Source organism: Tenacibaculum litopenaei, assembly GCF_964514025.1.
In the GTDB taxonomy this organism is placed as follows: Bacteria; Bacteroidota; Bacteroidia; order Flavobacteriales; family Flavobacteriaceae; genus Polaribacter; species Polaribacter litopenaei.
Window position 1 is genome coordinate 25,705 of sequence record NZ_CAZEQT010000006.1, and the last position, 15,800, is coordinate 41,504.

The 15,800-nt window shown below is 39.8% G+C and carries 9 protein-coding genes; 4 read left to right on the top strand and 5 right to left on the bottom strand.

What is annotated here, in order from left to right; translation table 11 throughout:
* Positions 1-31: 31 nt before the first annotated feature.
* The 3 genes from ACKTS5_RS08745 to ACKTS5_RS08755 form a co-directional block, all read right to left on the bottom strand.
* Positions 32-2,251, bottom strand: a complete 2,220-nt coding sequence (locus tag ACKTS5_RS08745; protein WP_408043486.1) for a RelA/SpoT family protein — start codon at positions 2,249-2,251, stop codon at positions 32-34.
* 161 nt (positions 2,252-2,412) lie between these two features.
* Positions 2,413-4,980, bottom strand: coding sequence for an endonuclease (locus ACKTS5_RS08750; RefSeq protein ID WP_408043487.1), 2,568 nt, complete (start codon positions 4,978-4,980; stop codon positions 2,413-2,415).
* Between the two features lie 121 nt (positions 4,981-5,101).
* On the bottom strand, positions 5,102-7,648 hold the full coding sequence (locus ACKTS5_RS08755) for an endonuclease (RefSeq protein WP_408043488.1): 2,547 nt from the start codon (positions 7,646-7,648) through the stop codon (positions 5,102-5,104).
* Between the two features lie 162 nt (positions 7,649-7,810).
* Between ACKTS5_RS08755 and pheT the strand changes: the two genes are divergently transcribed.
* From pheT to ACKTS5_RS08770, 3 genes are all read left to right on the top strand, one after another.
* Entirely contained in the window at positions 7,811-10,237 is a 2,427-nt protein-coding gene (pheT, locus tag ACKTS5_RS08760; RefSeq protein WP_408043489.1) for a phenylalanine--tRNA ligase subunit beta, read from the top strand.
* Positions 10,238-10,306: 69 nt separating this feature from the next.
* On the top strand, positions 10,307-11,341 hold the full coding sequence (locus ACKTS5_RS08765; protein ID WP_408043490.1) for a quinone-dependent dihydroorotate dehydrogenase: 1,035 nt from the start codon (positions 10,307-10,309) through the stop codon (positions 11,339-11,341).
* 11 nt (positions 11,342-11,352) lie between these two features.
* On the top strand, positions 11,353-11,967 hold the full coding sequence (locus ACKTS5_RS08770; RefSeq protein ID WP_408043491.1) for a LysE family translocator: 615 nt from the start codon (positions 11,353-11,355) through the stop codon (positions 11,965-11,967).
* Between the two features lie 26 nt (positions 11,968-11,993).
* Here the strand turns inward: ACKTS5_RS08770 and ACKTS5_RS08775 are convergent, their stop codons facing one another.
* Complete coding sequence (locus ACKTS5_RS08775; RefSeq protein WP_408043492.1) at positions 11,994-12,671, bottom strand: tetratricopeptide repeat protein; 678 nt, start codon at positions 12,669-12,671, stop codon at positions 11,994-11,996.
* Positions 12,672-12,896: 225 nt separating this feature from the next.
* Between ACKTS5_RS08775 and lon the strand changes: the two genes are divergently transcribed.
* Entirely contained in the window at positions 12,897-15,365 is a 2,469-nt protein-coding gene (lon, locus tag ACKTS5_RS08780) for an endopeptidase La (protein ID WP_408043493.1), read from the top strand.
* A 103-nt stretch (positions 15,366-15,468) separates the two neighbouring features.
* Here the strand turns inward: lon and ACKTS5_RS08785 are convergent, their stop codons facing one another.
* Positions 15,469-15,633 (bottom strand): hypothetical protein, encoded by a 165-nt coding sequence (locus ACKTS5_RS08785; protein WP_408043494.1) that lies wholly within the window; start codon positions 15,631-15,633, stop codon positions 15,469-15,471.
* Positions 15,634-15,800 lie beyond the last annotated feature (167 nt).

The following is a 15,800-nucleotide window of genomic DNA, read 5'->3' on the forward strand; positions in this document are numbered from 1 at the left end:
TGATAAAACTAACAACTAAGTAAAATGATATTTACAAAGTATTAACACGCTCAACTTTTTGGACTCCATCAACTTTTTTAATATTGTCAATCAGTTTGTTGAGTTGTGATTTGTTTTTGACTCCCAGGGTAATACTTCCTTCAAATACGCCATCATCACCTGCGATGTTGATACCGTAAATATAGACATCCATATTATTTGAGATGATTCGCGTGATATGGTTGGCAATACCTTTTTTGTCGATACCTGAGAGCTGTAAGTTCGCTTTAAATTCTTGCTGAGTAGAGTCGATCCACTTTGCAGGCATAATGCGGTAAGCGTAATTCGATTGTAGGGATATGGCGTTAGGACAATCGTTTTTATGAACTTTTATCCCTTCGTTGATCGTTACAAAACCAAATACTTTATCACCGGGAATGGGAGTACAGCACTTCGATAATGTATAGTCGAGTACTTGCTCGTCTTTACCGAACACTAGAGAATCGTATTTACTAGTAATTTCTTCCTTGTCGGTAACGTTCTTTGATGGCGTTCGCTTAAAGGTACTTTTGATAAAGTTCATTAAGGCCCCGCTGCGCTGCGCCATAAATTCTTTCAATTTGGTATTGTCAATGGCACCATTACCCACGCGATAAAAGAGGTCAAAACTGGTTTTAAAGCCAAAGTAACTCGCTATTTCATGAATGGTTTTTTCGCTGGTACCCAATTTGAGGTGGCGTAATTTTCGCATTAAAATAGCCTTTCCTTCTTCGGCAATGCGTTTTTCTTCTGCCTTTAAAGCCGATTTGATTTTTGTACGAGCTCGAGCGGTTAACACAAAATCGAGCCAGCGTACATTGGGCTTGTTGTTCGCAGCTGTTAGCACCTCTACCTGGTCACCACTTTTCAGTTCGTGGCTCAGTGGTACCAATTTACCATTGACTTTGGCCCCGCGACATTTTAATCCGACATCCGTATGTACGGAAAATGCAAAATCAAGTGCCGACGCTCCTTTGGGAAGTGATTTTAGATCGCCTTTTGGGGTAAAGACGTAGATTTCTTTTGCGTATAAATTAAGTTTAAAATCTTCTACGAAATCTACAGCATTTAAACTTTGGTTTTCTAAGGTCTCTTTTAACTTATTCAACCAACCTTCTAAGCCGTTTTCATTAATGGCTCCTTGTTTGTATTTGAAGTGAGCCGCATAACCTTTTTCGGCAATTTCATCCATTCTTTCCGAACGAACTTGAACTTCTACCCATTTTGATTGCGGACCAATAACTGTTATGTGTAACGCTTCGTAGCCCGTCGATTTTGGTTGAGAAATCCAATCGCGTAAACGCGCAGGGTTGGGTTTGAAAAAATCCGTTACGATGGAATAAATTTTCCAAGCATCAAATTTTTCATCTTCCGATTGTGGATTGTATATAATACGGATGGCAAACTTGTCGTAGACTTCATCAAAAGTCACATTCTGCTTGCGCATTTTACGACGGATAGAAAATATAGATTTAAAGCGCCCTTTAATCTCATAACTAAATTGCTCCTTGTCAAGCGCTGTCTTTAAAATGGAAGTAAAACTATCAATATAGCGTTGTTGTTCTTCTTTGCTACCTTCAATTTTACTTAAAATATCGTTGTAGACATCGGGTTCTGTGTATTTTAGTCCGAGGTCTTCGAGTTCTGTTTTTATGTTGTAAAGCCCTAAACGATGCGCCAAGGGTGCATAAATATACAAGGTTTCCGAAGCAATTTTCACCTGCTTATGAGGAGGCATCGCATCCATCGTTTGCATGTTGTGTAAGCGATCGGCAATCTTGATTAAAATTACCCGAACGTCGTCGTGCAAGGTCAAGAGCATCTTACGGAAGTTTTCCGCTTGTATAGAATAATCTTGTTCTTTTCTGAGGTTTGAAATTTTGGTGAGTCCGCTAACGATACGCGCTATGTTTTCACCAAACAAGCGCTCCATGTCTTCTACGGTGTAGTGGGTGTCCTCAACGACATCGTGGAGTAGGGCAGCAGCGATGGAAGTCGCTCCTAAACCAATTTCATAAGCCACTATTTTAGCAACGGCTATCGGGTGAAATATATAAGGTTCTCCGGTTTTTCTTCGTTGTTCAGAATGTGCTTCAACGGCAACTTCAAACGCCTTGCGAATTAACTTTTTATCTTCTTCAGATAATGTTTGGTACGTTCCTTTAAGTAAATCCTTGTATCTGTTGGCTATTTCTTTGTTTTCCTCTTCTATCGTTGCATTATAACTACTCATACGCTTACTCTTTTTTACGTTAAGGGTTTCAAAATGAAAAATAGTACAAAGAATTATACTGACCAAAGAAATCGATGAATTCTTAGGTATTTAGAAGGGTTAAAAGAAAGGGCAGCAATGAAAATTGCTGCCCTTTGAGTTGACTTAAAATAAGTTAGGTGTTATTTTTTTATCAAACGTTCTGTTAGTGATTTCTGTCCGTCCGTGATCGTTACGATATACGTACCGGTAGGTAAGTCAGCAATATCAATAGCGCGATTCGCTGTACCTTGACGCACTGTTTGTCCAAGCATATTGGCAATTGCGAAATTCGCTGTTCTAAAGTCTTTGATTCCAATCGTTACGTTATTGGCAGCAGGATTTGGGTATACTGAAGCGTTGAAAATAGCTTCTTCATTTCCTAATTCTTCATCTGCCACTACAGTAGCTCGGCTAGCACTGCTCGTTCCGATAGTAATTGAGTAGTCTTCAACTTCACCATAAGAGAAGCTTTCACAGGCTGTTTGTGCAGCTTTCCATTTCATAGAAACACGCATTCTTGTCTTACCAGCTTTTGCCGAAGTAGGTACCGTAAAGTTATACGAAAGGTTCGCAGCGCTTGACGATGATCCGCTAGCTACCATTTCTGATGATTCAAAAGTTCCGTTTTGGTTGTAGTCTATCCAAACTTTCCAGAATTCAGTATAGGCTGAGCTACTAAATCCAGCACTTACAATAACAGTATTGCTTCCGTATCCGATATTTCCATTCTGAGCGGTAAAGTTTCCATAACCGTTGTTAGAAGCGGTACTATTGCTAATTCCTCCTATACCTACGTAATCGATATATTCGTAACTAGCGTTGTTTCCTTTCGAGTTACAGTACGTAACTGTATTGCTCAACGTCGTTGCGTTTACGGTATTACTCGCTGTAGAATTGTTCCCAGCGGCGTCTTTTGCTTTTACGCTAAATGCGTAATTGGTACCAGCGGTTAAAGAACCAGCAGTATACGATGTGCTGCTTACTGTCGCAATTTTGGTACTTCCCCTAAATACTTCATAGGCAGTAACTCCAACATTATCCGTAGCAGCTGTCCATGCTAAGTTTACTGAAGTTTGTGTAATTCCAGAGGCTGTTAAACCACTTGGTGCAGATGGAGCAGTGGTATCAGTAGCACCTCCACCTCCTTGAACTGCATGACTTCCCAATCCTGAAACGGTATTGCTAGCTAAACTGTTCCATTGCGAAGTAACGTAAGAAGTACTTGGGCTCTTAACCTCAGGCTTACGTTGTAACGTCACGTCTTTTCCGAAGTTAGCGCTGCTATTTGGGTTTCCGATTAAATCAATAATCGAGCTTCCTTTAAACAAGGCTACAGCGTCATTTCCGTTAAAGTTAGCAACGCTATTATTGGTGATATCGGCTTCGTTTTTAATGGCTGTACTCGCACTTCCGTGTGCAACTACGTACACTTCTCCGTTTGCTAAGGTACCGCTAAGTGTTAGGGTACTGCTCCATGAACCACTTCCGTTGGTTACTTTTTTAAGACTGTAGTTGCTGAGGTTTACAGCACTTCCTGTAAAGTTGGCAATTTCGATCGCTTTGTTATACGATGATCCTTCAACATATTCAGAGATGAATAAGTCTGTAGCACCGCTTCCTCCTCCAGAACCTCCTGAAGTAGTGGTAACAGCTACTGCGTTACTAGCAGCAGAAAGATTTCCAGCCGCGTCATAAGCTTTCACTGTGAAGTTGTAATTGGTGGCAGCACTCAACCCGTTTACTGTAACAGAAGTCCCCGTTGCAGTGGCTACTTGAGAAGCACCGTTATACACGCGGTATCCGCTTACTCCAACATTGTCAGAACTTGCTGTCCAAGCTAAATTTACAGTAGTACTTGTGATATTTGATGCTACTAAACTACCTGGAGTCGTCGGTGCTTGAGTATCGTTGTTACCACCATTACCAAATAAATCTTGAGCTTGTGGTCCTCCCCAAATTTTAGTTGCAAAGGCAGGATTGTCAATAAATGGATTTCTGTTTCCTTGTAAATTTTGTAGTACAGGATTGCGTTGCTTCTCTAAATCAGAAACAGGGTCTTCTGCATTCCATTGTAAAAAAAGGTCAATCATGTTATTGTCGCTGGCAACTGTGTTTCCAACTCCAACACCTGTAGGTAAACATTGATTCCCGTAACGTAGGTACATGTACATCATCATACGAGCTACATCACCTTTCCACTCATCACCAGGATACCAGTATCCTTGAGAGGTAATATACGATGCAGTACCGCTTCCGGCGGCAAACTTTCTGTTACTTCTCGATGAATTGCGTTGTGCATCAGCAGGGCGCAAGTTGTGTGCATCAGCACCAGCACCAGTGGTTCCTAGATTTGGGCTAGCAAGAGATTTCGAATATACGTGCTCGCGATTCCAAACTCCTGAACCTCCACCGTTCTCGTCTTTTCCACGAGTTCTGTCGTTCGTTATGTCAGAGTCACTGTCATTAAATCCGTAAATTAACAATACTTTGGTATTGTCAGTAGGGTCTAAGTCTGTTTGCTTGAGTGCGTTCCAAACACCTGGTGTATACGATAAGTTGGTGTGGTGTGAGTTGATGATTTTTACGGCCAAGGCGTCTTTTAATGCCGTTCCAGTTTGGTTGATGTTAACATCGTTGTAATAGGATGGAATTTGAGCGATAATCGCCAAGGTCCACATCCAGAAAAATAGTGTAAGAAGGTTTTTCATTGTGAATGGTTTAATTTGCGTTAATGTAAAATATTGATTATTAGTAAATTAGTTTTCAGATATGAATATAGCAAAACAGCCCGACTTTCAGGTAAGTTAGGCTGTTTTGTTTATTTTAATGTTACTGTTTTATGAATTTTTTGGTTACAGATTTTTGACCATCGTACAAGCGTACTAGGTAAATTCCGTTCGAAATTGTACTGACATCAATACGCTTTGCTGCCGTTCCTTTTTGAACGCGTTGCCCTTGCGAGTTAATGATTTCAAAGGCTACTTCTGAAGCAGTATCGAAGTTAAATTGAAGTGTGTGGTTTACACGAGTAGGGTAGACGTATACCGTGCTGGCAATTACGCTCTCCGTGGTGTTTTTAACCTGATCGCCGTGCGCTGATCTACTAGCGGCTATAGTTACACTGTAATCTTCAACCTCTCCATAAGAGAAAGATCCACAGGCAGCAGCTGTACCGTTCCATTTCATGACAATTCTCATGCGAGTTTTACCAGTTTTGGCAGTCGTCGGAACTTGAATATGGTAGTTTAAATCGCTGGCACTTGACGATGTTTTACTCAATACTTCTTCTGAACTTTCAAAGGTTCCATTTTGGTTGAAATCAATCCAAATTTTCCAGTTTTCGCTATAGGCCGAACCTGCAAATCCTGCACTGATGGTGATAGGGTTGCTTCCTTTAGTAATATTTGCTACGCGATTGGTGAAGTCACCATATCCACTATTAGAAGTCGAGGTATTCGTCATTCCTCCAAATACTACCTTATCGATGTATTCGTAGCTAGAATTATTGCCTTTGGCAGCACAGTAGCTTAGGGATACCGATTTGGTAGTGATTGAAATGGTTGCACTTGCCGGTGAGTTATTTGCAGCGGCGTCTTTTGCGATGACGTGCACTAAATAACGAGTAACAGCTGTCAAACTCGTAAAGTTATAGCTAGTAGCAGTTGTACTTCCTAATTTGGTATTGTTAGCGTATACGTCATAAGAAGTTACGTTTACATTGTCAGTAGCTGCCGTCCAGTTAACAGTAAAACTATTGCTGGTTACCGCGCTTGCTACGAGGTTACTCGGGGCAGTTGGAGCTTGGTTGTCGGTAGGAGTGGTTCCTGTGGTACTGTGAGTTCCTAAACCAGAAAAATCATCCTTACCAAAGCTTGTCCACTCTGAACTATCGTAAGTTGAATTCGGTTTGCTTACCGAACTTTTTCTTCTCAACGTTTTGTCTTTAGCAAAAACAGCACTACTTGTAGGGTTTCCAATAAGGTCTATCAGTACGTTGTTTTTAAACAAACCGACAGCATCATTACCGTTAAACGATAGAACACTCGCATCAGTTCGCTGTGCTTTCGTCCTAAGTGTACTCGTTGCGCTGCTATGAGCAATAACATAGGTCTTTCCTGTGCTCAGGTTTCCACTTAATGAAAGAGTACTTCCCCAACCAGCACCGTTGGTTGCTTTTTTCAAACTGTAGTCGCTTAAGTTTACAGTTGAACCAGTGAAGTTTGCAATTTCTATCGCCTTATTGTTCGACGATCCTTCTACGTATTCGGAGATAAATAAGGCAGAAGAGCCTCCACCTGTAGTCGTCGAAGTTTTTGTTTTTACATTCAATAAAGCACTTGCTACCGAGCTGTTATTGGCTGCATCTCTCGCTTTAATTTGGAATGCGTAATTGGTATTGGCAGTTAAGCCTGTAAGCTCGTAGCTCGTAGTTGTCGCTGTTGCCAATTTACTACCACCGTTAAAAATATCATATGCAGTAACTCCCACATTATCGGTAGCAGCTGTCCATTGTAAGGTAATGCTCGTTGAAGTGATAGTTTTTGCACTCAGATTGGTAGGTGCTGTAGGGGCTTGAGTGTCAGATGATGATCCGCCAAACAAGTCTTGTGCCTGAGGGCCTCCCCATATTTTTGTGGCTAATGCCGGGTTGTCAATAAAAGGGTTTCTGTTTCCTTGGATTCCGAAAATTACGGTATTGCGTTGCTTTTCGAAAGCAGAAACAGGATCTTCCGCATTCCATTGTAGTAATAAGGTAACCATATTGCTGTCACTACTTGCAGTGGCACCTACAGCGACGTTTTTAGGGAGACATTGATTTCCGTAACGAACGTACATATAAAGCATCATTCTGGCTACATCACCTTTCCATTCGTCACCAGGGTACCAACCTCCAGTAACATCACCTGCGTTTCCGTTTCCAGCGGCAAATTTCTTGCTACTGCGTTGTGAATTAAAAGAAATGTCCGCAGCTCTAAGGTGGTGAGCATCTGCACCGGCACCACTAGTTCCTAAATTAGGAGTACCTAATGATTTTGGATATACGTGCTCGCGGTTCCACTGTGTTCCGGCGCTTCCCCCATTAGCGTCTTTACTTCGTGTGCGATCGGTAACGTAATTACCGTCAGTATCGCTATAACCGTAAATTAAGGTAACCTTGCTGGTACTTCCAATAGCTAAGTCGGCTTGTTTTAAAGCATTCCATACTCCAGGAGTATAGGATAAATTGGTCGTGTGGGTTGCAATGATTTTGGTTGCGAGGGCGTTTTTCAAAGAAGCCCCTGATTGGTTCAAATTAACATCGTTGTAGTAGGATGGAATTTGAGAAAAGCCTGCTAAACTGGCTAGCACTAGTAAGAAGGGTATAAGTTTTCTCATAAAAATATGTTAAATTTCTAAAATGCGCACAAAGAAAATCAAATAAAAATTCCCGTATGTTATCAAAACGTTAACTATCGGGGACTTACAAACATCGCATTAAGGCTTGACTAATTCGTATTAATTATTGTAAATTTGCGGGCTAAATCAGATATTAAAAAAATGAAGATTTCATATAATTGGTTACGACAGTTTTTACAAGTAGAGCTTGAAGCGGAAAAGACAGGAGAGTTATTGACAGATCTTGGTCTTGAAGTAGAAGGTATCGAAAAAGTAGAAAGCATTAAAGGTAGCTTGGCCGGTGTAGTTGTAGGAGAGGTGTTAACCTGTGTACAACATGGAAATGCAGATAAGTTGAAAGTGACTACAGTAGATTTAGGAGGAGAGAGTCCTGTACAAATTGTATGTGGTGCTCCAAATGTAGCTGCAGGTCAAAAAGTGCCGGTAGCAACTGTAGGTACTAAATTATACGATGAGGAAGGGAAAGAGTTCAAAATCAAAAAAGGAAAAATTCGCGGAGAAGAAAGCCACGGTATGATTTGTGCTGAAGATGAATTAGGTTTGGGTTCAGGACATGATGGTATTATGGTGTTGGACGCTGACTTAACTCCAGGAACACCTTGCTCGGAAGTGTTTAACATAGAAACAGATTACGTATTTGAAATCGGATTAACACCGAACCGTGCCGATGCGATGAGCCATTTTGGTGTTGCAAGAGATTTGAGAGCAGGATTAATTCAACAAGGAGTAAATTTAGAATTGATTTCTCCTTCAGTTTCTGATTTTCACGTTGACGAGCGCACTTTCAAAGTAGATATCGAAGTAGAAAATAAAGAATTGGTACCGCGTTATTGCGGAATCACTATTACGGATGTGGAGATTAAAGATGCTCCAGAATGGATCCAAAATAGGTTGAAGGCCATCGGAATTGCTCCTAAAAATAATGTGGTAGACATCACCAACTATGTATTACACGAATTAGGACAGCCGTTACACGCTTTTGACGCTGCAAAGATTAAAGGGAATAAGGTTGTTGTGAAAACCTTAGCCGAAGGAACGAAGTTTACTACCTTAGACGAGGTGGAACGCAGTTTAGGTGCCGATGATATAATGATTTGTGACCAAGATGACAATCCGTTGTGTATTGCAGGAGTGTTTGGTGGTTTGAAATCAGGAGTAACTGAACATACGACTACCGTATTTTTAGAAAGTGCTTACTTTAATCCTGTTTCGGTTAGAAAAACGGCTAAACGACACGCGTTAAATACCGATGCATCTTTCCGTTTTGAAAGAGGTATCGATATTAATATGACGAAATATGCATTGAAACGTGCCGCGTTGTTAATAGAAGAGTACGCAGGAGGGAAATTATCTTCAGATGTTTTGGATTTTTATCCTGAGAAGATGGAAGACTTCCAAGTGTTTTTATCGTTTGAAAATGCATACCGCATTATCGGACAAGAAATTCCGAAGGAAACAATAAAGAATATTTTGGCTTCTTTGGACATCAAAATCAACAGTGCTACAGAAGCTGGTTTAGGGTTGACAATTCCTTCATACCGCGTAGACGTACAACGCGAGGCTGATATTATAGAAGAAATTTTACGTGTTTACGGATATAATAATATTGAGTTTTCACATAAGCTCAATACTTCTATTTCTTTTGACTCGAATATGGAAACCAAAGTACAAAACATCATCAGTGATCAGTTAATGGCTTTAGGTTTTAATGAAACGATGGCAAACTCACTGACCAAAGCGGATTACGTAGAGTTGTCAGATAATTTAAATGCGGATTATAATGTTGAGATGTTGAATCCGTTGAGTAATGATTTAAAAGTACTGCGTCAGTCATTGTTGTTTAGTGGTCTTGAAAGCATCGCTTACAATTTAAACAGACAGCAAACATCATTGAAGTTTTACGAAGTGGGTAAAACCTATCACAAATTTGATAGCGGATATCAAGAAGCAAAACGCATTAGTATGTTCGTTACCGGAAATCGCGTTGCTGATAGTTGGAAAGTGTCGACGCAAACTTCTGATTTCTTTTACTTGAAAGGAGTAGTCACTGCTTTGTTAACGCGTTTAGGTATCAAAGGTTTGAAAACGACTCCATGTAAAAACGACGTTTTCTCAGAAGGAATTGCTTTGAGTTTAGGAAAAGCAACACTTGTTGAGTTAGGAGTGGTAAAACGTTCAATTCTTAAGAATTTTGCTATTAAACAAGAGGTGTTGTATGCCGATATCAATTGGGACAACGTATTGAAGTTTATAAAAAAGTCCAACATTAAAGTAGCTGAATTGGCGAAGTTCCCAGCAGTGAAACGTGATTTGGCTTTGTTGTTAGATGAGCAAGTAGCCTTTAAAGAGTTGTATACGCTCGCTTTTCAATCGGAGCGCAACCTTTTAAAAGAAGTAGATTTGTTTGATGTGTATCAAGGTGATAAGCTTCCTGAAGGTAAAAAATCATACGCAGTGAGCTTTGTGTTGCAAGACGAGAAGAAGACGCTTGCCGATAAGCAGATTGATAAAATTATGACGAAATTGCAGCAGACATTCGAAAAGAATTTAGGCGCTGTATTAAGATAACAGAAAAGAACTCCATTTTTATGGAGTTTTTTTTTAATCCAAAAAGTATCCATTAGCAAAAATTAACCCATGTATAAAGTATTTATTAGACCTGTATTTTTCTTGTTTGACCCAGAAAAGATTCACCATTTTACGTTTTCATTACTAAAGTTCTTGTCCAAAATACCTTTGGTATCACCGCTGTTTAGAAGTATGTATCAGGTGAATGATCAACGGTTAGAACGCAAGTTGTTTGGTCTTACCTTTAAAAACCCTGTTGGATTAGCCGCCGGATTCGATAAAAATGCGGTGTTGTATAATGAATTGGCAGATTTGGGCTTCGGTTTTGTAGAAATCGGAACCGTGACTCCTAAAGGACAAGTTGGAAACCCGAAAAAACGCTTGTTTCGATTGAAAGATGATCAGGGAATTATTAACCGCATGGGGTTTAATAACGAAGGACTCGAAGCGGCAATCACTCAGTTAAAGAAGAACAAAGGAAAGGTATTGATAGGTGGTAATATTGGAAAGAATACCGCTACTGCACCTGAAAATTATACTGAAGATTATTTGACCTGTTTTGAAGGCTTACATCCTTATGTCGATTATTTTGTGTTAAATGTCAGCTGTCCGAATGTGAGTAGTCATGCTAAGTTAGAGGATGCAGATTACCTTAAAGAACTCATTGTAGCTGTACAAGAAATAAATAATACCAAAGCTTCTAAAAAGCCTATCTTATTAAAAATTGCTCCCGATTTGAATCATACGCAGCTCGATGAAATAATCACATTGGTAGCAGATACTGGAATTGATGGGGTCATTGCTTCAAATACTTCGGTCGATAGAACAGGGTTAAAAGCAAGTGCCGAAATGTTGGAGGCCATTGGAAATGGAGGGCTTAGTGGACAGCCGATTAAAGATCGCAGTACTGCGGTGATTCAATATTTAGCGTCTAAGTCGAACAAAGCATTTCCTATTATTGGGGTAGGGGGGATTCACTCTGAGAAAGATGCTTTAGAAAAATTAGAAGCAGGCGCCGATCTGGTACAAGTATATACTGGATTTATTTACGAAGGTCCGCGCTTGATAAAGAGAATTAACAAGGCAATTTTGGCGCAAAAATAAGCCCCGTCATCATGCTAGAGACCTTAATTTCTTTTGTGTTGGCTACAGCAACCTTGGCTGTAGCTCCAGGACCTGACAATATTTTTGTGTTGACACAAGGTATTGTGAACGGTAGTAAGTACGGTTTGGCTACAGTAGCCGGTTTGATGACAGGTTGTATTATACACACGTCGTTGGTGGCCTTTGGTGTTTCAGAAGCACTTAAGCATAACGAATACGTATTTTTTGGAATTAAATTGTTTGGAGCAGGATATTTGTTGTACCTAGCCTTTTTGGTGTATAAAAGCGACCCGACCATCGCTTTTTCAACAGAGGGTGTAAAGAAGCAGTCCCTGTGGAAATTATTCAAAAGAGGATTTTGGATGAATGTACTGAACCCAAAAGTGACCGTATTTTTTTTAGCCTTCTTTCCGAAGTTTCTCTTTTCGGAGGAGCTAGCTGTGGTTTGGCAATTTTATGTGCTCGGAGGACTGTTTATAGTAACCTCTTTTACCATATTTTCGAGTATCGCCCTGTTGGCGGGAAGTATCGCTAACTACATACGCCGTCATCAGGTGGTTGGCGTCTATTTGAAATGGGTTCAGATAGTCGTTTTTACAGGAATCGCTATTGCCATACTCGTATAGCAATAGCTCCTTTTTACGGTGTGTGTTTATTCCTTTTTTAGCAACTTCTCTAATTGGCGCTTCGAGCTTCTGCGTTCAGGGTTTATATTTAACGCTAATTGGTAGTTTTCGATTGCTTTTATCGTGTCTTTTTGCTCCAAATAGGCATCGGCTAAACTGTCATAGGTATTTGAGCTTTTCGGATGTAATTTAGTATTGATGGTAAATACGTGTATCGCAGTTTCAATATTGTTATTTCGTAAATGGCGATAGCCTAATTTGTTGAGCGTGCGTTCTCTAATAAGAGGGCTAAGACTGTCTTGTTGCTGAATGGCTAAAAAGCCTTGTAGTGCCTCTGTGAACTGTCCTGCATTTAGGTATTCACTGGGGGTGCGTTGTCCTTCACCGAGTTTTGTAAATGTGTAATTTTTTCCGTGGTGTTCCTTTTTAGTAGCGAGTTTAATTTGCGCCAGCTTTGGTTGGAATATTAACTTTTCATTCATGGCCTGCAAATAAAAAGTACTGTCGTTTACTTTGAGCGGTGTCAGTTTTTGGTTTCTCCATTGGACTTTTAATTCTGAGTCCTCAAAAGAGACTTCCATTACTTCATCAGCATTAAAGAGATATCGTCCTTGAGTCGCACTTATAAATGCCTCACTGTTTTTACTATCTGTACATGCTGTTAACATTCCTAAACAGCCGATTGCTACCAAAAGTTTTTTCATAGTATGATGATTGTTGATGTCTATATGACGACTGGGAATGACAAAAGTTACAAGGTTTATTAATTATGATGTGTGAGTATGGCATAACAATTGACCTATTAAAGACGTAATTCGCCGATTTTAATAGAGTACTTGGCTGATTACTAAGTATTTTAAAGATATTAGCAAAATGTATTGGTGCTACTAACGATTTACAGAAGTGCCAAGTTGACAGATATTATGGTTATGAGTAAAACAAAGATATTACATTTAGACAATTTGTCGTTACAAGACGTGTTTAATGAAAATTCCGAACTGATTCCTTTATTGACCCCTGAGGATGAAGAAAATATGAATAAAGAGGAAGTGCCAGAAGAATTGGCAATTTTACCATTGAGAAACACTGTGTTGTTTCCGGGGGTTGTAATTCCTATTACCGCTGGTAGAGATAAGTCTATTCAGTTAATAAAGGATGCCAATGAAGGATCAAAAGTAGTAGGGGTTGTAGCTCAAAAGAACCCAGAGGTGGAGGATCCGAGTATTGAGGATATCCATACCACAGGGGTAGTGGCTCAGATTTTACGCGTTTTAAAAATGCCTGATGGTAATACGACCGTAATTATTCAAGGTAAGAAGCGTTTTGAAATTGATGAGATGCTGCAAGAAGAACCGTATTTGAAAGCGAGAGTTTCAGAAGCTAGAGAGGAACGTGAAATTGATGATCAAAAGGAGTTTGACGCTATTATTGAGTCGATAAAAGAGTTGGCCTTAGAGGTAATCAAGGAAAATCCAATGCTCCCTTCTGAAGCGTCATTTGCAATTAAAAATATACATTCCAGTTCATTTTTGGTGAATTTCATTTCATCGAATATGGAATTGAGCGTAGCGCAAAAGCAGGTGCTTTTAGAAAAGGATAACCTGAAAGAGCGCGCACTGCTCACCTTGAAGAATTTGAATAAGGAGTTGCAGAAGTTGCAATTGCGCAATGATATCCAATCAAAGACGCGCTCAGATTTAGACAAGCAACAACGAGAGTACTACTTACACCAACAATTGAAAACGATCCAAGATGAATTGGGTGGTGTTTCTCATGATCAGGAGTTAGATGATATGAGAAAGAAATCTAAGGAGAAAAAGTGGAACAAGGAAGTTGCCGAGGTTTTTGAAAAAGAGCTGGGAAGGCTAAAGCGTATGAATCCGCAAATGGCAGAGTACGGTGTTCAACGCAATTACCTTGAGCTGATGTTGGAATTGCCTTGGGGAGTGTATTCAGAAGATAAGTTTGACTTAAAGAAGGCACAGAAAATTTTAGATCGCGATCACTTCGGACTAGAGAAGGTAAAAGAGCGTATTATTGAGCACTTGGCTGTGTTGAAATTGCGTGGAGATATGAAGTCTCCAATCATTTGTTTATACGGACCTCCAGGAGTAGGGAAAACCTCTTTAGGGAAATCTGTGGCAGAAGCACTCGGAAGAAAGTACGTGCGTATGTCTTTAGGAGGACTGCGTGACGAAGCTGAAATTAGAGGGCATAGAAAAACCTATATTGGAGCGATGCCAGGTCGATTGATTCAAAATCTTAAAAAGTCAGGGACCTCAAATCCAGTATTTGTTTTAGATGAGATAGATAAATTAGGGCAGAGTCACCAAGGAGATCCATCTTCAGCCATGCTAGAAGTATTAGATCCGGAACAGAACACAGAATTTTACGATAATTATTTGGAAGTGGGATATGACTTATCAAAGGTCTTATTCATAGCTACAGCGAATAATTTACAACAAATTCCTTGGGCCTTAAGAGATCGTATGGAGATTATCAACGTAACGGGATATACGATTGAAGAGAAGGTGGAAATTGCAAAGAAATACTTGTTGCCAAAACAGTTAAAGGAGCACGGATTGAGCGAGGAACACCTCAAATTAGGAAAGGCACAAATTGAAAAGGTAGTCGAAGGATACACCCGTGAATCTGGGGTGAGAGGATTGGAAAAGCAAGTGGCGAAAGTAGTTCGTTTTGCAGCCAAATCTGTCGCTTTAGAAGAGACGTACAACATTGCTTTGACCAACGAAGATATTGAGCGTATTTTGGGGCCAGCTCGTATGGAACGCGATAAATATGAGAACAATGATACTGCTGGTGTTGTAACAGGATTGGCTTGGACGAGTGTAGGTGGTGATATATTGTTTATCGAATCTATCTTATCAAAAGGAAAGGGGATGCTGTCAATTACCGGTAATCTCGGGAATGTAATGAAAGAATCGGCAACAATCGCCATGAAATACATCAAGGCAAATGCCGATAACTTTGGTATTGATCCGGCGATTATCAATCAGTACGACGTACATATCCACGTTCCGGAAGGAGCGACCCCCAAAGATGGTCCGAGTGCAGGGATTACGATGCTTACCTCTTTGGTATCGTTGTATACACAGAGAAAAGTAAAAAGTAAGATCGCTATGACTGGTGAAATTACCTTGAGAGGTAAAGTGTTGCCAGTAGGCGGAATAAAGGAGAAAATTTTAGCCGCAAAGCGTGCTAACATTAAGGAAATCATTCTCTGTGAGGAAAACAGAAAGGATATCAGTGAAATTAAAGAGAGCTATTTAAAAGGACTGAAGTTCCATTTTGTTACCGAAATGCACGAGGTTATTGACCTAGCGTTGACGAAACAGAAGGTTAAAAATGCCAAAAAACTTCAAATAGACAAAAAATAAAAAAAAAGGGAGCTTTGATAAAAGCTCCCTTTTTTTTCGTTAAAAAATGATCATTGAAAACGAATGAGATTCATTTGTTTTTAATAACCGATCTCTTTTTGTATTAGTCCCATTGAATACAACAGTTCGGCATGATGTATGCATTGCACACTGAACTCGGTGTTGGGTTGGGAACGCATAATTCTTTTGTTGGGTCAAATCCTCCGTGAATCTTTTTTTGAGCAGTTTTTTCTAATGTTTTTCCTAAGTTTGAAATGTTCTTCATCATAATTTGAAATTTAAGTTTTTCAAATGTATGCTTACTATTCTGAAATAGTAAATTATAATCCTTACTGAAAGTAAGGAGTTTTACTACTTAACACATTTTAACAAGGTCATGGTAACTGCAGTTACGAATGCGGCCTATTTGTGAATTGTAGGAGTCTAGCTCAAAGC

Coding starts and splice junctions, on each gene's coding strand:
- ACKTS5_RS08775 (WP_408043492.1), bottom strand. CDS start 12,671: ATGAAAAAACTTTTGGTAGCAATCGGCTGTTTAGGAATGTTAACAGCA.
- ACKTS5_RS08765 (WP_408043490.1), top strand. CDS start 10,307: ATGTATAAAGTATTTATTAGACCTGTATTTTTCTTGTTTGACCCAGAA.
- lon (WP_408043493.1), top strand. CDS start 12,897: ATGAGTAAAACAAAGATATTACATTTAGACAATTTGTCGTTACAAGAC.
- ACKTS5_RS08785 (WP_408043494.1), bottom strand. CDS start 15,633: ATGATGAAGAACATTTCAAACTTAGGAAAAACATTAGAAAAAACTGCT.
- pheT (WP_408043489.1), top strand. CDS start 7,811: ATGAAGATTTCATATAATTGGTTACGACAGTTTTTACAAGTAGAGCTT.
- ACKTS5_RS08755 (WP_408043488.1), bottom strand. CDS start 7,648: ATGAGAAAACTTATACCCTTCTTACTAGTGCTAGCCAGTTTAGCAGGC.
- ACKTS5_RS08745 (WP_408043486.1), bottom strand. CDS start 2,251: ATGAGTAGTTATAATGCAACGATAGAAGAGGAAAACAAAGAAATAGCC.
- ACKTS5_RS08770 (WP_408043491.1), top strand. CDS start 11,353: ATGCTAGAGACCTTAATTTCTTTTGTGTTGGCTACAGCAACCTTGGCT.
- ACKTS5_RS08750 (WP_408043487.1), bottom strand. CDS start 4,980: ATGAAAAACCTTCTTACACTATTTTTCTGGATGTGGACCTTGGCGATT.